This is a genomic window from Allobosea sp. GW821-FHT10B12 (assembly GCF_059415545.1).
The window spans coordinates 980,422-996,538 of the sequence record NZ_JBWKNL010000001.1 but is presented as its reverse complement, the minus strand read 5'-3'; the positions used below and the strand labels follow the sequence as shown (position 1 = coordinate 996,538).

Here is a 16,117-nt window from a genome sequence, read left to right as displayed (position 1 = left end):
CGCGGCCCTATTTCGTGGCCGGCGCAGCAGGCGCGCCGGGCTTGGTTTCGCCGGGCTGCCAATGGCCCTGCTTCTTCAATGCGTCGGCGACCTCGCGCGGCATATAGGTCTCATCATGCTTGGCGAGGACCGAGTCGGCGCGGAACCGCCCAGGCGCCTCGAGCACGCCTTCGGTGACGACGCCCTGCCCTTCGCGGAAGAGATCGGGCAGCAGGCCGGTATAGCTGACCATGGTCCTGGTCTTGCCGTCGGTGACGGCGAAGCCGACGCGCTGGTTGGCGCCGCGCTCGACCGAACCGGTCTCGACCAGGCCGCCAAGGCGCAGCCGCGTGCCGGGTGTGAGGCCCTTCTCGACGATCTCGGTCGGTCCGTAGAAGAAGACGATCGAATCCCGCAGCGCATAAGCGACGAGGCCAGCGGCAAGGCCGAGGACGACGCCGGCCGAGGCGATCACGACGAGGCGGCGCTGCTTGCGGGTCAAGCGCTTGCGCGGCGGCGTGACTGGGATACCGGCCTGAATGGTCATGGTGCGGCCTCCTGCAGGCCGAGTTCGGTGCGCAAGCCGTCGAGAGCGGGCGCTGCCGACTGATCGGAAGCCAGACGCTGGCGAGCCGTCGACAGCGACTTCTGCGCCGCCTCGCGTTCGCCGAGCACCGCCTGCGAGCGGATCAGGCGCGACCAATCGGCAAGGCTGCCGCCACCCTCGGCGAGCCGCGCCGCGAGGCCCTCGACCATGCCGCGGATCGCACCCATGCGTTCGGCTTCGGGCAGGCTGGCGATCGCATCGGCCGGCGCTGCCGTACGCTCCAGCCCATCAAGGCGCGCCCGGACGGTCGCCGCCCAGGGGGCGTCAGCCGGCGCATCGGCGAGCAGGGCCTTGAGCGACGCGATCGCGGCCGGCGCCTGCCCATCCTGCTCCTGCGCGATCGCCATGAAGAAGCGGGCGCGCGGATTGGCCGGGTCGAGCTTCAATGCCTCGGCAAGGCTCTCCCGCGCCGCCGCAGTGACGACGCCGCCCGCAGCGAGAAGTTGCGCCTCAGCCTGACCACCCAGCCGCTCGGTCGTCGCTCCGTCGTAGCGGATCGCATTGGCGAAGGCCTTGGCGGCATCCTCGAAGCGGCCCTGGCGCAGATAGACCGGGGCGAGCACGTTCCAGCCCTTGCCGTCGGTCGGGTTGGTGGCGAGATGAGACTCGATCCGCGCCAGCGCCAGCTCGAAATCCTGCGCTGGATTGCCCTGCATCCGCGCCGCGAGCGGCTGGTCAGGGACGCTAGGCGAGCCATAGGCGCCGTAGATCAGCAGCGCCAGCAGGGGCACGCAGGAGAGCGCGATCGCAGAGGCCGCGCGACGGCGACGCAGCGCCGGCTCGCTTTCACCGGCAGGAGCGGCCTCCGACGCCGTCTCGCGCAACAGCCTGCGCGCCGCCTCGGCCTTGGCCGCATCGGCCTCAGGGATGCCGATCAGCTTGCGACCGAGATCGCGATCGATCTCGGCAAGCTGGGCGCGGTAGAGCGCGGTCGCCCCGGCCGTATCGACGGACAGCACTGGAGCCCGGCGACCGAGCGGCCAGAGCACCGCCATGACCGCGGCCCCGGTCATGACCGCGAAGATGATCCAGATCAGCATTCGCTGTTCATAGCCGTTCGAAGGTGTCGGTTCATGTCCGAAGATGGCGACAAAGGGTCACGCGGGCAATGCGACGTCAGACCGCCGGCAGGACGAGCCGAGCCCGAAGGCCGCCGAGCGGCGAACGCTCCAGCGAGAGGCCACCACCATAGAGCTTGGCGAGATCGACGACGATCGATAGGCCGAGCCCCGAACCCGGCGTCGTCTCGTCGAGCCTGCGGCCGCGCTTCAGGACTTCGGCCATGGCCTCGTCCGGAAGGCCGGGGCCGTCATCGTCGATCAGCAGAACGAGACGCCCTTCCGGCATCTGCGCTTCCGGCGCCAGGCTGACCTGCACTTCGGTACGCGCCCATTTGAAGGCGTTATCGAGCAGATTGCCGAGCATCTCCTCGAAATCCTGCTTCTCGCCGCGAAAGCGGGTGCCAGCGGGAACAGTGTGGTTGCCCTCGATCGCCCTGCCCTGCGCGATCTTCTCGAAAGTGCGAATCAAGGCGTCCAGCGAGGGCGAGACTTCGCAGATGCCGCCGAGCGCGCCGGACAGGGCGGCCGCCCGGGCCCGGTCGAGATAGTATTGCACCTGATCGCGCATGATCGCGGTCTGGTGGCGAACTGTCTGGGACAGGACGCCCTGCCCGGCCTCGGCCTCGTTCTGCATCACGCTGAGCGGCGTCTTGAGGGCATGGGCGAGATTCCCGACCTGGGTGCGGGCGCGCTCCAGGATCTCGCGATTGGCGTCGATGAGTTGGTTGAGCTCGCCTGCCAGCGGGGCAAGATCGGGCGGATAGCGCCCGGCGATGCGCGTGCTCTCGCCGGTGCGTACCGTGCCGACCGCGGCGCGCAGGCGCGCCAGCGGGCGCAGGCCAAAGCGGACCTGTGCGATGGTCGAAGCGACGAGGGCGAGCCCGAGGAACAGGAAGGTCAGTGTGAGGGCGAAGCGGAAGTCGCGAATGTCGCCTTCGATCTCATCGGCCGGCGCGGCGACCCCGACCGTGAAGCGGCCGTCCTCGCCGACATCGATCTCGCGCTCGAGCACGCGTAGGCCCCGCTCGTCCGGGCCGGAGACATAACTCTCGCGCAGGCCGCGCGTATTCGGCTGCAGGTTCTGGTCGAGCAGCTTCGGCAACTGCCCACCGACGAGGGAACGCGAGGTACGCACGCTCGGCCGCTCGCCGTCGAGCCGGATGATCTGCCAGTACCAGCCGGAGAGCGGCAGGTCGAAGCGCGGCTCGCCGAGATCGCCGATCGCCTGGCGCTCGGCCTCAGGCGGTGCCGCGAGATCGGCGACGAGCTCCTTAATGTAGACGCTGAGGCGTTCGTCGAAGCCACGTTCGGCCGCGCGCCGGTAGAAGGTGGTGAGGCCGAAGCCGGCGAGGATCAGCACCAGCGCACAGCAGATGGCGGCCGAGATGAAGAGCCGGGCACCGAGCGAGAAGCGCTGCCGCGTGACCGGCATGGCAGTGCTCAGGCCTTCGCTGCGGCGATGTAGCCGAGCCCGCGCACGGTCTCGATGACGTCGACGCCGAGCTTCTTGCGCAGGCGGCCGACGAAGACTTCGATCGTATTGGAATCGCGATCGAAGTCCTGGTCGTAGAGATGCTCGACCAGTTCGGTGCGCGAGACCACGCGCCCCTGATGGTGCATCAGATAGGCCAGCAGCCGGTATTCGTGCGAGGTGAGCTTCACCGGATTGCCGTCGACAACGACGCGGCTGGCGCGCGTGTCGAGGCGGACCGGACCGCAGATCAACTCGGCGGTCGCATGGCCGGCGGCGCGACGCAGCAAAGCACGAACGCGAGCGAGCAGTTCCTCGATGTGGAACGGCTTGACGACATAGTCGTCCGCGCCGGCGTCGAAGCCCGAGACCTTGTCGCTCCAGCGGTCGCGTGCCGTCAGGATCAGCACCGGCATGGTCTTGCCGGCCCGGCGCCAACCCTGCAGCACCGCAACGCCGTCGACCTTGGGCAAACCAAGATCGAGGATCACCGCGTCATAGGGCTCGGTCTCGCCGAGATAGAGCCCCTCCTCGCCATCGAAAGCCTTGTCGACGGCATAGCCGGCGTTCTCCAGCGCATTGACGATCTGGCGGTTGAGGTCCTTGTCGTCCTCGACGACGAGCAGTCGCACGGCGGCTTTTCTCCGATTGGCGGATCAGGAACGGGAAATAGCGGAACTAGCGGATATCCGCCACCTTGCCCGAGGCGCCGTCGAGCGTGACCCGGGCAACGCGGCCGTCGCGCTTCATCGTCGTCACCACATAGATGAACTCGTCGCCCTGGCGACAGAGCCTGATCCGCAAGACTTCGCCGGGCGCGGCCTCGCGAGCATGGCGGGAGGCCGCTGCGGGCTGCATGACCTTGCCGTCGGACACCGCTTCACGCGTTTCCTGTGCCGACAGGCAGGAGATCGGCGGCGGCGAATCGACCGGTTCCACCGGTGAAGCGGTGGCGGTTACGAGCGCGAGAATCGCGACGTTAGGGTCGAGCAGCATCATCGCCATTGGGCTAGCCCGGTACGCGTGAATGCGCCATGAACATCAGCGTGAGGCTAGCTCAGCGAACGGTGACGAGTCCACGCCGGGAAAAGCCCGGTCCCGCGACGACGCTGAGCTGTACCAGCTCGACATCCAGCGCGCTCTGAGGGCCGCTGAAATCGGCGAGTTCCTGCGCCGTTTCGTAGAGCACCGTGGTTGCACCTGTCTCGAAGACCCTGACGATGTCGTCGCCGGCACGGATCGTCACGCGATAGTGTTCGATCTCCTCACCCAGTGGTACCTCGACAGCCTCCCAGGAATCGCCACCGACGCGGCTGCGTCGGATCCAGCTCAAGGCGACACCGGACAGCGAGCGGCAGGCTCGCAGGCGGACCGGCGCCAGCGGCCGCAATGGTGCGGTCCCGACCGTGGCGGAGAGCTCGCGCATCGATGCTGCCGCAACATCGGCATTGGGCGGGCCGATCCGATATCGGAGATGACGGCCGACATCGTCGAGGCTCGTCGTCAGCGGGACCGCCGCACCGTCGAGCACGACGACGCGCGCTCCCGAAGCCAAGGTCCGCGCCGCGGCCACCTCCGAACCGCCGAGCCCGCGCACCATCTGCGACAGCCGGAATGTCCGCGCTCCGACCAGTTCGACCCGCGCCGCCGTCACGATCTCGACCTCCCCTGCCGCATCGATAAACGCGAGCGCGTTGGCACCCGCCAAGGCGGCCTCCGAGGCAATGGAGGCGAGATTGCCGCCACGCAAGCGGACATCGACCGAGGCGTGCCGATCGGTCCGCCAGAGCGGCCCGGGCGCGAGCACCGTCAGGCTCTCGCCCATGATGGAGGGCGCCGCCACAATGCCGGCCAGAGCGAACGGCATGCCCTCGGCGGCACGCCAGATCGCCAGCCCACCGGGCCAGGGATCGGCGAAAACCGCGAGCGACTGCAGCGGCGGCGGCGTCTCCCGCGCGATCGGAAGATCAAGGATCAGAGCGTCCGGCCGTCCGGCGACCCGCGGCGTCACCTTCGGAGAGCGCTCACCGTCTCCCGCTCCGGCTGCCGCGCCGCGATAGATCGCCGGCTCGACTGCGCGTGCCTCGGCACGCCGCGTCGGGCCGTCACTGATGCGCGTCAACCGGAACAGGCGCGACTGCCCTGCAAGCTCGAGTGATACGACATCGCCCGCTTCGAGACCGATGCAGCGCGGCGACAGCTCCAGCTCGAGCGTCTCGCGGCCGGCCCAGATCTCCTGCAGCCGCTGATCGGCGAGGCGCTGCCCTTCGCCACGGCGTGTGATCACCGGCAATTCGACGGCGTTCTCCCGGCGCGAGGCTCCGGCCAGGCGCCGCGAACGGGCCGTCACCTGGCGATAATCATTATTGCCATCGATATGGACGAGGCGCAGCTCGCGCGGCAGTTCGCTCTCCTGCGCCCGGCGCAGCTCGAAGGGCTGGCCGTCGCGATCGAGCACGAGATCGTCGGTCGACAAAGCACGCGCGACAGTCGCCGCGCGACCACGGAAGGCGAGCTTGCCGGAGGACATCACAGCGTCGAACCCGAATGCCTGAGCCAGCGGCTCGAGCGCCTGCCGCGCCGAGATCGGCCGATCGAGGACGAAACCATCGACGAAGCCGTCGATGGCGACTTCCTCTGGTGCGGGCAGGCCGTAGTCGGTCAGGATCGCTCGTACCAGCCGGTCGAGCGTTACGCCTTCGAGCCGGCCGTTGATCCAATGGCCCGTCTCGTAGTTCGCTCCATCGGCCCAGACCGAGGCCAGATCCGGGAAGGCCGGGAACGGCCTGGCATCCCAGGTCCAGACGAAGATGTTGGCCGGATCGACCATGCGCTGGCCGAGCGAGAGCCAAGTCGGATTGCGCTGCGAATCGAATCCCGGGAGCGCAGGATCGAAGCCCGACAGGATCGCCTCCAGCCCGCGCGCCTGGACGAGGTCGTCGCGCGCCCTCGTCGAGAAATGCGGATAGCCGCCATCGATCGATTTCGGATCGGGGAAGACGTTCGGCGAATTGCCGCCCTTGTCGACTGCTGGGAGGCCGATCTCGGTCAGCCAGATCGGTTTCGAGCCCGGAAGCCAGCCGGTCGCGCCGATCTCTATGCCGCCAAAGCGTTGGACATGCGGATTCAGCCACCAGTTCGGCAGGTCCTTCTGGCGGAAGATCCAGGGCTTGCCGAAGGCGCCGTCCGCAATCGGCAGGCGCGTCTGGGCCTGACGGCCGGCGAAGCTGGCATAATACCAGTCGTAGGCTTCTCCAGACGTCAGCCTGCTGCGCAGATGATCGACGTCGGCAGGGCCGCGCGCGGCGGCGATATCGGCATGGTCGGGCGTATCGCGCCAGTCGGAGAGCGGGGCGTAGTAGTCGATGCCGATCGCGTCGATGTGTGCGCTCGACCAGAGCGGATCGAGCGGAAAGCGGACCTCCTGCCCGCCATCGCGGACATGGGCGCCATATTCGGTCCAGTCGGCCGCATAGGTCAGTTTGGCCGGCGTCGGCAGAATGGTGCGGACCTCGGCGGCAAGCGCAACGAGCCCGTCGACCATGGGATAGGAACCGGATGCCGCTCGGACCCGGGTCAGGCCGACCAGTTCGGAGCCGATGATGAAGCCCTCGACCCCGCCGGCCGCCTTGGCGAGCATGGCCGCATGCAGCACGGCGCGGCGGAAGCTCCATTCGTCCGGCCGCGCGCAGACGACCTTGTCGCCATCGAGCGAGAAATCGGCTGCAGTCGAGGTGCCGAGGAAATTCGCGATCTGGTCGGCCGCGGTCGACGTTCCGTCGGACGATCCGGACTGGCTCGGAGCCGGGGAGCAGGTAATCCGGCCGCGCCAGGGATAGGGCGGCTGGGAGGCGTTGCCGGTGTGTGGATCGGGCAGCGCGTTGCCGGCCGGCACGTCCATCATCACGAAGGGATAGAGAACGACTTCGAGCCCATAGACTTGGCGCAAGCGCCGGATCAGGGCGATCACGCTCTCGTCCGAGGGCGTGCCGCCATAGGCTGGTCGGCTGCTCGACTGGCTGACGATGCGCGCGCTTGCCCGATCCAGGCCAGCGACCAGCCACGGCGCATCCGGGGTGTTCTTGTCGGCGATCTCGACGCGCGGCGCGATGGTGCAGGAACCGGCGCGCAGATCGTCGCCGAACCAGCTGACGACCAGCGAGATGCGCCGCAGGTAAGGGCAGAGCGCCAGCAGATGCCCGATCGCACCGTCGATATCGGTGACGCTGTGCAACTGATGCCGGTTCTCGGCGATGGTGACGCCGGCTTCAGGCTCCTGGTTGATCAGGGTCGGCTGGTAGATGAATTCGCTCGCCCCAGGGATCAGAGTGACCGCACGGATCATCTCGCCGAGCCCCGGCACCGCGCGCACCACCTCGAAGGAGAATTGTGGCACGCGATTGCCGTAATCGGCGAGCGGGAAGCGCTCGAACACCACATAGGCGGTACCGCGATAGGCCGGAGCCGCGCCGGCCTCCTTGGCTGAGATCAGCGGATCCGGCTCCTGGTTCTCGAAACCGCGATGGATGCGCAGCGTCACAGCGTTGAAGTCGATCTCACGCCCATCGGCCCAGATCCGTCGCACGAAGGCGATCGGCCCCTCGCAGACCGCAACTGCGAGGTTGGCGTAGTAGCTATAGGTGGTCTCGTAGGTCTTCTGCGCCTTCTGACCGCCTTTGCCGCCGCTCTTGGTACGAGTGACGGTGGTCGTCACCTCCTCCTCGAAGCGCGTCGCCCAGAGCAGCTGGCCGCCGAGCCTGGCCCGGCCGTAGACGCGCGGAATCGGCGCTCCTTCGGTCGAGGCGAGACCATCGACCTCCTTCAGGCGCGGACCCTCGACGATACGCGTGCCGCCCCCGCCTCCGAAGAGACCTTGGTCGAGGCTCGCGCCGGCGATCGCACCGAGCGAACGGCCGATCATGGCACCGAACGGACCGCCGACGGCCGCGCCGAGCACCGAACCGGCGACCTGCAGAACGAGCGTGGCCATCAGGCATCGAGCTCCGGAAAGACAAAGGCATGGCTGAGATGGCGCCGCCACCAGCCGGTGAAGGCTACTTCGCCGACCGCGGCACCGTCATGCGCGTGCAGGATGCGGTCTGCGTCGGTCAGGATGGCGCAGTGTGCAGCCGGTAGATGGGCGCGCCAGCGGAAGAGCAGCACATCGCCCGGACGTGCCGTTTCAAGCTCGACCGGAACGAGATGGCGTTCCGCTGCCAGCGCCAGTGTCTCGCCTGCGCCCTGTTGCGCCCAGTATGGCGAATAGGGCGGCGTCGGCTCAGGCTCATCGCCATAGAGGTCGCGCCAGACGCCACGCACCAGGCCGAGGCAATCACAGCCAACGCCGCGCAGCGAGGCCTGGTGATGATAGGGCGTGCCGAGCCAGCCGCGCGCGGCGGCGACAATCCGCTCCCGTGACACATCGATGCCCGTCATCGGAACAGGCTCCCGCCGTCGAACGGACCTGCGCCGGGGCTGCCGGCGCCGGTGCCGCCGACGATGAAGTCGTTCCCTGGCAGATGCGGGAAGCCACGGAAGTTGACGCCGTTGCCGAACTTGTCGCGGCAGGTGGCAAAGCGCTTGTCGCAACCGGGGAAGGCCATGAAGAAGTCGCCGATCGCGATCGGGCGCGGCGCCGCCTGCCAGAGTTGCAGAACGACGGCACCGTCGGCATTGCGATGGCTGCGGATCTCGGTCGAGAATCCGACATTCTGGCCTGCCTGGAACGTCAGCCGTCCCCCGCCGAAATGCCCGTCCTGGAAACCGCCGAGAACCGGCGCCGTGATGGTGAGCCGGCCGTCTGTGGCAGCCACCATCCCCGGAGCCGGAAGCACCGGCGCACCGCAGCGACTATCCCCTAGATCAGCGGAACAGGTCGCCGTGTAGAGCCGCCCGCGCTCTTCGTCGAAGGCCTTGCCGAGCCCGCGGACCTCGGCGGAGAAATTGCTGTCGCTGCGCTTCACCTCGCCGACGAAACCCGTCTCCAGCAAGGTGCGCTGGCCGGGGTCGGCCCAGTTGACCAGCCAGAGGGCGACACGGGCATCATCGTAAAGGCCACGCGACAGATCCGCCTCGCTGAGCCCGCTCGCCGCCAGGGCTCCGAGCACCTCGCCGCCGCCGGTCGCAAAGCCGAGTTCGGAGCTGGATTCGGCCGCCTCCAGGCCGGCATTTGCGCGGAACAGGATGCCGTCGAAGGATAGATCGCGGTCATGATCGGTGAAGCCGAGCACCGTGCCGTCGCCGCGGGTCAGGCTCCAGCACCGGCACAGCGTAGTCGCCTCGCCGGCGACATGCGCGGCGAGCCCAGGGGACAATATCCGCATGGCAAAGCCTTTAGTCGGCGATCTCGACGATCGGGATCTTGGGGATGTCACCGGCCTCGAAGGCCGACAGGTCGACCTCGATCGCATCGGTGTCGAAGCGAACCGGAACGTCAAAGGAAAAGCCGGCGCTGACGACGGCGCCGGCAGGCGGGGCATGGCCGACGACGAAGGTGACTGCACCGCTGGCGTGATCGCAGGACACGGCCGTCGGCTGCGCCTGTGCGACACCGTCGACAGCGATCAGCACCGTTCCAGCGACAGGCTTGGTGATGCGGCGGACATAGGGCGCATGCAGGCCGCCATAGAGCTTGCAGAGCTGGAAGACCCGCGTCGCGCCGTCGCCGACGCCGATCTGCTGATCGTTCGCTGCGGGCGTCGCAGATGGGGCACTGCTCTTCCAGTCGAGCTGGTCACGCCAACGAAAGCCATAGAGCCGGCCGCGCCTTTCCTCGAAAAAGCCGACGACTTCGGCCAGCGCATCGAGCGTGCGGATGCCGAAGCCGGCGTCATAGCGTCGGCGCGAATGCGCCCAACGGCTGTTGCGAACCTCCCGGCCCGAGGCCAACGTCACGACCTGGGTCAGCCGTTCCGGCCCACCACGTGCGCCGCGGGCGATTCCCGCCGGGAAGCGCACCTCATGGAAGCCGCTCATGCCGCCCCTCCCTGTCCTGTCGTCATGCGGGGCTCAGAGGGCCCGGTTGCCGCGCGCCACCGCGCGCGCGATCGCCGCCGAGACCTGCGCCTCGGAGCGGCGGAAGCTGTCGGCATCAGGCGTCGAGACCTGGACGGTGACGCTGACCGGGCGCCGCTCGCCGCCGCCTGCCCGCACGCCGAGCTTGCCGTCGGGACCACGCGACAGCGGCATGATGGCCTCTGCTCCGCGTTCGCCCATCAGCCCGAGCCCGCGCCCCATGGCGAAATAGGATGGCGCTCCGATAACGCCCCCATCGGCGAAGAACGTCACTGGCGGGCTGCCGCCACCGCCTCCGATGCCTCCGCTGAAAAGCCCGGCCAGGCTGTTGATGCCGGAGCCGAGCCAGCTCGAGATCGCGCTCTGCAGCGGCTTCAGCGCCGATTTAAGCAAGCTCTGGCTCAGCGAGGTGCCGATGCTGCGCAGCACGTCCTCGAAGCGCTTGCCCTCGACGATGCCGCTGGCGAAAGCCGTGGTGATCGACTTGCCGAAGGCCTGCGACGCCTTCGTCAGACTCTGGGTCAGCGTATTCAGCGTGCGCAGGCCGCCGAAATCGAATGAGGGAGAACCGTCTTCGTCAGCCATTGATGCAGCCCTTCCAATCGTCGTCACGGGAAAGCTGGTCCGGATGGGCCTGCATCAGCGCATCGAGCGCAGCCCGTGGAGGTGCCTCGCTCATCTGAGATGGCCGATGAGCACCGATCGCCGCGAGGATCTCGCGCGGGGTCGCGGCCCAGAAGGCGTCCGGCGTCCAGCGCAGGCGCCCGAGCCCGAAGGCCATCACTTCGCGCCAGGGAAAGGGAATCGCCGCCGGAGCGCCTAAGCCGCCGGCGGCGCATGAGGGCGGGATTCCACCCCCTCGCCTGCCGGCGCGAAGGTGGCTTCGAGCAGTGCGATCGCCGCGGCGATGGCGCCGTTGAGCCCGCCGTCGAAAGAGAGCGCCGCCACCTCGTCCACGGCCATCGTGCCGCCGGCGCCGCGCAAGCCGGCTGAGAGGATGCGCGTGATGTCGCGGGCCGAGAGCCGGCCGGCGGCGAAGCGTTCGCCCAGCGCTGGCAGATTCTCGACCGCGAAGGCGTCCTCGAGCTCGGCGAGTGCGCCGAGAGTGAGCCGCATCGGCAGCGCCCGCCCCTCGACCATCAGGGCGACCTCGCCCCTGTAGCGATTGACCATGCGAGCGTTCCTCAGGCGAGCGTGAAGCTGAGCTGGCCGGCCGATTCTAGCGACAGCTCGAAGGTGACTTCGGCAGCGTGGTCGCCGCGATATTCGAGCGTCGAAAGCTGGAACGGCCCGGTGATCACGCCGAAATCGGGCACGATCACCTGCCAGTCCCGGATCGCGCCGTCGAAGAAGATCTGGCGTACCAACGCGTCAGAGGACTCGTCCTTGAAGATGCCGGCGCCGCTGATGCTGGCGCGGCGCATGCCGGCGCCCGCCAGCAATTCGCGCCAGCGCCCGGCCGACTCGGCATGGGTGACGTCGACTGCCTCGGCATTGAAGGCGATCTGGCGGGCGCGCAGGCCCGCCACGGTGACGAAGCCGCCGCCGGCATCGGCAGCCTTGAGCAGCAGGTCCTTGCCTTTCTGGGCGGGCATCGGCGGTCCTTTCGTAGGGGTCAGAGCGCCTCGGTGACGGCCCGGAAGGTCAGCGTCACGGTCGGCAGATGGGTTTTGGGATCGCGGGCGAGCTTCGAGGAGAGCCAACCGAGATTGACCAGGCGGTGGCTCTCCGGTGCGAGCGCAGCGCTTTCCAGGCTGGCGACGATGCGCGCTGCCGCCTCGAGCGCCTTGCGCGAGGAGGCGCTCTCCCCGGCCCAAACTGTCAGGGAGAACTTCTGCTCGCAGCCACGATCGCTGCCGGTCGACCAGTCCTCGGCCGTGACCTCGCCATGGACGATGTAGAGCCCGCTGAAGGCACGCGGCGGCTCGTCATGGATGCGGCCCGCTCCGATCAGGGCCGTCAGCCCGGCATCACCCGAGAGATGTGCGTGGATGGTGCGCCGCAGCGGCAGGATGGCGTCGCTCATCGGCTCACCTCCTCGACCAGGCAGACGAGGCGCCGGCGACCGCCATCGGGATCGCCGACCGTGCGGATCTCGAAGACCTGGTCGCCATCACGCAGGCGCTGGCCGGCATCGACTCCGGCACGCCAGCGCAGGGTGATATGGTGGCTCATCGCCTGCTCAGGCCGCTCGGCCCGCCAACGCTCATTGCCCGAAAGCCATTCGACCTGAGCCCAGACGGCGGCGATCGTTTCGAAGCTGCGCAACTGGCCACCGGCGCCATCCGCCGCCTCGACGGGCGCCTCCAGGAGCAGGCGCCGGCGCAGTGCGCCGACGGGGCGGCGTCCCTTCGATGTCTCGCGGAGCATCACAGCCTCACGCGGCGAAAGGGCGCGACGAGTGCGGCGATCTCGGCCGGCAGCCGTAGTGCATCACGGCTGACCACGTCGCCGCGATGTTCGAACCAGCGGCAGGCGAGTCGCAGCACGGCCTGCCGCAACGGCGCCGGCACCGTATCGCGCGTTGCGCCGAAACCGGCAACGAGGTCGACCTCGACCGAGCCATGGGCGCGGCCGGGCATCGGCACCGGCCCGGTAACTCTGATCAGCGGTGGATCGGCCCCCTCGACCAGAGTCAGTGACGACGGCACAATCGTTTCTGCAGCGCCAACGGCAGGATGAACGCGTGCAGCGGTGAGGCTGCGCACCGGTGAGAGCGGCAGGCGGATCTCGCCGCCCTGCGGCCAGGCATCGAGCACGATTCGCCAGCCCTGCTCGATCAGCAGGCGTCCGGAGGCGGCCTCGATCATCAGCCTTGCCGCCGTGATCAAGGTCCCGAGCAATTCGTCCTCGTCATCGGCGATGATCCGCAGAAAGTCCTTGGCTTCCGACAGCGAGACCGGCTCGATGGCCGGCGGCGTCAACGCGAGCGGCGTCATGGTCCTTCCTCTTTCCGGTTTGAACAGTGCCAGCGATGCTGTATCGAGCCCGGCCCGACAGCGGAGACGGTTCGATGCGTGGCAGAGCGGCGATTGCACTGACGGCCTTGGCAGCGGCACTCGCTGCGCCCTGGCCCGCCTCGGCGGTGGTCGGCGGGCGCGAGGGTGGCCCTCTCGCCGGCGCGACCCTGATGATCCTGAATGCGCGGGGCGGCGTCTGCACCGGCATCGTGCTGTCGCGCCGCACCATCCTCACCGCCGCCCATTGCGCCGATGCCCGCGTCGACCTGCGCATCCATTGGCGCGATGGCGGCGAGCCCGTGCTGATCGAGCCGGCGGCGATCGCCCTTCATCCCGAATTCAACGCCAAGTCCGTCACGAACCGGCAGCGTTCGATCGACCTCGCCCTGGTCAGGCTGGCGGCGCCGCTGCCGGCGCGTTTCTCGACCGCGACGCTGGTCGACAGTGGCCTGCCGCGAGCCGGATCGCCGGTCACGCTCGCAGGCTACGGCGTCGCGCGCGAGGGCGAGGCGAAGACCACTGGCACCTACCGTTCGGCCTCGCTCGCCACCGTCGAACCTTACGGGCCCGGCAAGATCCTGCTCTGGGCCTCTGACCCGGCGACCGGCGGCAAGCGCCCCGGCGCCGGCGCCTGCCAGGGCGATTCCGGCGGACCGATCCTCGCGGGCTCGGACGGCGTCGTCGCCGTCTCCAGCTGGTCGACCGGACCATCAGGCAAGCAATGCGGCCTGCTCAGCCAGGGCGTTCTCGTCGCGCCGCAGCGTAGCTGGATCGATCGCACGTTGTCCGGCTGGGGCGAGAGCGCCGACTGGACGACTGCTCCCTGATCGCCCTTGTCTACGAAGAGCACTGGACTGCGCTGCAGCAAACCCTAGACTGGCACCATGGCAATGATGGCCTCGACCATGACCTCCTCCAAGCGCGCAGCGACCGCCGCAATCGCTTTTTGCGCCGGCCTGCAGATGACTGTGCCGGCACAAGCGGTGATCGGCGGCGTGCAGTCGCGCGCGGTCGATGGCGTGCGCGCCTCGACCTTGCGGGTCGAGACCAGCCGCGGCGAGCTCTGCTCCGGCGCGGCGATCTCCTCCGAACTCGTGGTCACGGCAGCGCATTGCCTGATGACCGGCGGATCAGTCCGCGTGATCAGCCTCGACAAGCGCTTCCGCAACCGCACGCATGCCGTCGCGGCCGTGCTGCCGCACCCGACCTTCGTGCCCGGTACGACGCCGCGCACCCAGCCGGGCGCTGACCTCGCGCTGTTGCGTCTCGCCGCGCCGCTGCCGGCCGACATCCAGCCGCTGACGCTCGGCAGCGGCCTGTGGCAGGGCGAGACCGTGACCATGGCCGGTTTCGGCCTCGCTTCGGAGACGAACAAGAAGACCGCGCGCACATTGCGCGAGGTGACCTTGGTCAACGCCGGCAACTACACCACTGCCAACACGGTCAAGGTCGCGGTCGACACCGAGAACCGTGGCGAGATCCTCGGCGCCGGCGCCTGCCGTGGCGACTCCGGTGGGCCAGTACTACGTGGTCCGCCCGGATCGCGTGATCTCGTCGGCATCGTCTCCTGGTCGAGCGGCCCCTTGAGCTCGCGCGTCAAGCTGATCTGCGGCGGCTTCACCGCGATCACCCCGATCAACGACCACCGTGCCTGGATCGCCGAGGCGAGCGAGCGGCTGCTCAACTATGGCGACGAGCCGCGCCAGGCGGGCGAGAATGCCCGCCCGAGCGCAAGCTACAGCTGGTGGTTCGGGCGTTAGCCGCGGTCAGGCCGAGAACTTCAGCCCCTTGATCGCGGCGAAGTCCTGCACGCCGCCGCCGACGCGCTTGGTCGTGTAGAACAGCACATGCGGCTTGGCGGAGTAGGGATCGCGCAGGATCCGTACGCCCGCCCGGTCGACGACGAGATAGCCGCGCCGGAAGTCACCGAAGGCGATCGAGACCGAGTCGGTCGCAATGTTCGGCATGTCCTCGGCCTCGACGACCGGGAAACCGAGCAGCGTCGCCTGCGCGCCCGCAGCGGCCGGCGGCTGCCAGAGATACTGGCCGGTCGAGTCCTTGAACTTGCGCACCGCAGCTTGCGTCTTGCGGTTCATCACGAAGCTGGCGTTCTGGCGATAGCCGGCCTTCAGCGCATAGACGAGATCGACCAGGGTGTCGGACGGGTTCGAGGCGGCGAAGGCGCCGGCGACGCCGGTCTTCAGCGTGCCGATGTTGCCCCAGCTCCAGCTCGCATCGGCGACAATCGGATAAGCCAGGAAGCCCTTCGGCTTGTCGACGCCATCGCCATTGACGAAGGCCGCTCCCTCCTGCTCGGCGAAGGCGCTTTCGACCTCCTCGGCGATCCATTGGTCGATGTCGACGATGGCGTCGTCGAGCAGGGTCTGCGTCGCCGCCGGCATGGCGTAGAGTTCCATCGCCGGGAAGGAGAGTTCGGCCAGCGTCGGCGTGCCGGTCTGCGGACGCGCCGCCGTCTCCGCCACCCAGCCGGAGGCCGGGCCGGTGGTCGAGAACGCCTTCTTGTAGGTGCCGGAGGAGATGGTGCGCACCGTCGCGATCGAGCGGATCGGCGAGACGGTCGCGAGACGGCGCAGGATCTCGCCCTCGACCGTCGAGGGCGCGAGATAGCCGCCATCCGGGCCGGAGCCGGCGGAAAGCGCCTTGGCCTCGAGCCGCTTCAGCCCGGTGGCCTCGCCATGGCGAACGTAAGCCGCGAAGGCAGTCTTGTGTTCGGCCACCGCAGGGTCGCGATCCTCGTTCACGCCCAGCGCCGGGCGGCGACTGTCGAGGCTCAGCCGGTCGAGCCGGCGGCGGGTCTCGTCGAGCGCGTCGTCGAGGCGGGCGAGCTTCTCGCCGGTCAGCACATCGCCGCCCATGCGGGTCTCGAGCTCGGCCAACCGCTCGTCATTGGTGGAGCGATAGGCCTCCAGCGTATAGCGCAGATCGTCATAGATAGCGGCGGCCTCGCCGGTCGCCTTGGTCTCGGGAGCCTGGTTCAGCGCAGTCATGGAATCTCCTGTGGTTC

General features: G+C 68.6%; 19 protein-coding genes. 2 read left to right on the top strand and 17 right to left on the bottom strand.

Annotation, left to right across the window (positions count from 1 at the left end; translation table 11 throughout):
• Positions 1–7 precede the first annotated feature (7 nt).
• From ccmE to AC07O0_RS04710, 16 genes are all read right to left on the bottom strand, one after another.
• A complete protein-coding gene (ccmE, locus tag AC07O0_RS04785; RefSeq protein ID WP_494620670.1) occupies positions 8–481 on the bottom strand; it encodes a cytochrome c maturation protein CcmE in 474 nt (157 codons plus the stop codon).
• A gap of 41 nt (positions 482–522) precedes the next feature.
• On the bottom strand, positions 523–1,626 hold the full coding sequence (ccmI, locus tag AC07O0_RS04780; protein WP_494620491.1) for a c-type cytochrome biogenesis protein CcmI: 1,104 nt from the start codon (positions 1,624–1,626) through the stop codon (positions 523–525).
• Positions 1,627–1,702: 76 nt separating this feature from the next.
• Positions 1,703–3,079: an ATP-binding protein gene (locus tag AC07O0_RS04775; RefSeq protein WP_494620489.1), complete on the bottom strand. Its 1,377-nt coding sequence runs from the start codon at positions 3,077–3,079 to the stop codon at positions 1,703–1,705.
• Between the two features lie 8 nt (positions 3,080–3,087).
• Entirely contained in the window at positions 3,088–3,750 is a 663-nt protein-coding gene (locus AC07O0_RS04770) for a response regulator transcription factor (RefSeq protein ID WP_110490706.1), read from the bottom strand.
• A 46-nt stretch (positions 3,751–3,796) separates the two neighbouring features.
• Positions 3,797–4,123: a PepSY domain-containing protein gene (locus tag AC07O0_RS04765; protein WP_494620487.1), complete on the bottom strand. Its 327-nt coding sequence runs from the start codon at positions 4,121–4,123 to the stop codon at positions 3,797–3,799.
• Positions 4,124–4,175: 52 nt separating this feature from the next.
• Complete coding sequence (locus AC07O0_RS04760; RefSeq protein ID WP_494620485.1) at positions 4,176–8,108, bottom strand: baseplate multidomain protein megatron; 3,933 nt, start codon at positions 8,106–8,108, stop codon at positions 4,176–4,178.
• On the bottom strand, positions 8,108–8,554 hold the full coding sequence (locus tag AC07O0_RS04755) for an NlpC/P60 family protein (RefSeq protein WP_494620483.1): 447 nt from the start codon (positions 8,552–8,554) through the stop codon (positions 8,108–8,110). Before AC07O0_RS04755 ends, AC07O0_RS04760 begins: the two co-directional genes overlap by 1 nt.
• The gene (locus tag AC07O0_RS04750) at positions 8,551–9,441 is read right to left on the bottom strand and encodes a phage/gene transfer agent baseplate hub protein (RefSeq protein ID WP_494620481.1); all 891 of its coding nucleotides are present in this window, start codon (positions 9,439–9,441) and stop codon (positions 8,551–8,553) included. The genes AC07O0_RS04755 and AC07O0_RS04750 overlap by 4 nt, the downstream gene beginning before the upstream one ends.
• A gap of 10 nt (positions 9,442–9,451) precedes the next feature.
• The gene (locus tag AC07O0_RS04745; RefSeq protein ID WP_494620479.1) at positions 9,452–10,093 is read right to left on the bottom strand and encodes a phage distal tail protein, Rcc01695 family; all 642 of its coding nucleotides are present in this window, start codon (positions 10,091–10,093) and stop codon (positions 9,452–9,454) included.
• Positions 10,094–10,126: 33 nt separating this feature from the next.
• A complete protein-coding gene (locus tag AC07O0_RS04740; protein WP_494620477.1) occupies positions 10,127–10,717 on the bottom strand; it encodes a phage tail tape measure protein in 591 nt (196 codons plus the stop codon).
• Entirely contained in the window at positions 10,710–10,937 is a 228-nt protein-coding gene (locus AC07O0_RS04735; RefSeq protein ID WP_494620668.1) for a rcc01693 family protein, read from the bottom strand. The genes AC07O0_RS04740 and AC07O0_RS04735 overlap by 8 nt, the downstream gene beginning before the upstream one ends.
• 14 nt (positions 10,938–10,951) lie before the next feature.
• Positions 10,952–11,305: a gene transfer agent family protein gene (locus tag AC07O0_RS04730; protein ID WP_494620475.1), complete on the bottom strand. Its 354-nt coding sequence runs from the start codon at positions 11,303–11,305 to the stop codon at positions 10,952–10,954.
• Between the two features lie 11 nt (positions 11,306–11,316).
• On the bottom strand, positions 11,317–11,727 hold the full coding sequence (locus AC07O0_RS04725; RefSeq protein WP_494620473.1) for a phage major tail protein, TP901-1 family: 411 nt from the start codon (positions 11,725–11,727) through the stop codon (positions 11,317–11,319).
• A 20-nt stretch (positions 11,728–11,747) separates the two neighbouring features.
• Positions 11,748–12,158, bottom strand: a complete 411-nt coding sequence (locus AC07O0_RS04720; protein ID WP_494620471.1) for a DUF3168 domain-containing protein — start codon at positions 12,156–12,158, stop codon at positions 11,748–11,750.
• Complete coding sequence (locus AC07O0_RS04715) at positions 12,155–12,502, bottom strand: phage head closure protein (protein WP_494620469.1); 348 nt, start codon at positions 12,500–12,502, stop codon at positions 12,155–12,157. Before AC07O0_RS04715 ends, AC07O0_RS04720 begins: the two co-directional genes overlap by 4 nt.
• On the bottom strand, positions 12,502–13,071 hold the full coding sequence (locus tag AC07O0_RS04710) for a head-tail connector protein (protein ID WP_494620467.1): 570 nt from the start codon (positions 13,069–13,071) through the stop codon (positions 12,502–12,504). Before AC07O0_RS04710 ends, AC07O0_RS04715 begins: the two co-directional genes overlap by 1 nt.
• Before the next feature lie 74 nt (positions 13,072–13,145).
• Between AC07O0_RS04710 and AC07O0_RS04705 the strand changes: the two genes are divergently transcribed.
• Together AC07O0_RS04705 and AC07O0_RS04700 are read left to right on the top strand one after the other, a co-directional pair.
• Entirely contained in the window at positions 13,146–13,919 is a 774-nt protein-coding gene (locus AC07O0_RS04705) for a S1 family peptidase (protein WP_494620465.1), read from the top strand.
• 78 nt (positions 13,920–13,997) lie between these two features.
• Positions 13,998–14,852: a S1 family peptidase gene (locus AC07O0_RS04700; RefSeq protein WP_494620463.1), complete on the top strand. Its 855-nt coding sequence runs from the start codon at positions 13,998–14,000 to the stop codon at positions 14,850–14,852.
• Between the two features lie 6 nt (positions 14,853–14,858).
• Here the strand turns inward: AC07O0_RS04700 and AC07O0_RS04695 are convergent, their stop codons facing one another.
• Entirely contained in the window at positions 14,859–16,100 is a 1,242-nt protein-coding gene (locus AC07O0_RS04695) for a phage major capsid protein (RefSeq protein ID WP_494620461.1), read from the bottom strand.
• Positions 16,101–16,117: the final 17 nt, after the last annotated feature.

Coding starts and splice junctions, on each gene's coding strand:
- AC07O0_RS04775 (WP_494620489.1), bottom strand. CDS start 3,079: ATGCCGGTCACGCGGCAGCGCTTCTCGCTCGGTGCCCGGCTCTTCATC.
- AC07O0_RS04705 (WP_494620465.1), top strand. CDS start 13,146: ATGCGTGGCAGAGCGGCGATTGCACTGACGGCCTTGGCAGCGGCACTC.
- ccmI (WP_494620491.1), bottom strand. CDS start 1,626: ATGCTGATCTGGATCATCTTCGCGGTCATGACCGGGGCCGCGGTCATG.
- AC07O0_RS04765 (WP_494620487.1), bottom strand. CDS start 4,123: ATGGCGATGATGCTGCTCGACCCTAACGTCGCGATTCTCGCGCTCGTA.
- AC07O0_RS04700 (WP_494620463.1), top strand. CDS start 13,998: ATGACCTCCTCCAAGCGCGCAGCGACCGCCGCAATCGCTTTTTGCGCC.
- AC07O0_RS04730 (WP_494620475.1), bottom strand. CDS start 11,305: ATGGTCAATCGCTACAGGGGCGAGGTCGCCCTGATGGTCGAGGGGCGG.
- AC07O0_RS04725 (WP_494620473.1), bottom strand. CDS start 11,727: ATGCCCGCCCAGAAAGGCAAGGACCTGCTGCTCAAGGCTGCCGATGCC.
- AC07O0_RS04750 (WP_494620481.1), bottom strand. CDS start 9,441: ATGCGGATATTGTCCCCTGGGCTCGCCGCGCATGTCGCCGGCGAGGCG.
- AC07O0_RS04755 (WP_494620483.1), bottom strand. CDS start 8,554: ATGACGGGCATCGATGTGTCACGGGAGCGGATTGTCGCCGCCGCGCGC.
- AC07O0_RS04710 (WP_494620467.1), bottom strand. CDS start 13,071: ATGACGCCGCTCGCGTTGACGCCGCCGGCCATCGAGCCGGTCTCGCTG.
- AC07O0_RS04740 (WP_494620477.1), bottom strand. CDS start 10,717: ATGGCTGACGAAGACGGTTCTCCCTCATTCGATTTCGGCGGCCTGCGC.
- AC07O0_RS04715 (WP_494620469.1), bottom strand. CDS start 12,502: ATGCTCCGCGAGACATCGAAGGGACGCCGCCCCGTCGGCGCACTGCGC.
- AC07O0_RS04760 (WP_494620485.1), bottom strand. CDS start 8,108: ATGGCCACGCTCGTTCTGCAGGTCGCCGGTTCGGTGCTCGGCGCGGCC.
- AC07O0_RS04745 (WP_494620479.1), bottom strand. CDS start 10,093: ATGAGCGGCTTCCATGAGGTGCGCTTCCCGGCGGGAATCGCCCGCGGC.
- AC07O0_RS04720 (WP_494620471.1), bottom strand. CDS start 12,158: ATGAGCGACGCCATCCTGCCGCTGCGGCGCACCATCCACGCACATCTC.
- AC07O0_RS04695 (WP_494620461.1), bottom strand. CDS start 16,100: ATGACTGCGCTGAACCAGGCTCCCGAGACCAAGGCGACCGGCGAGGCC.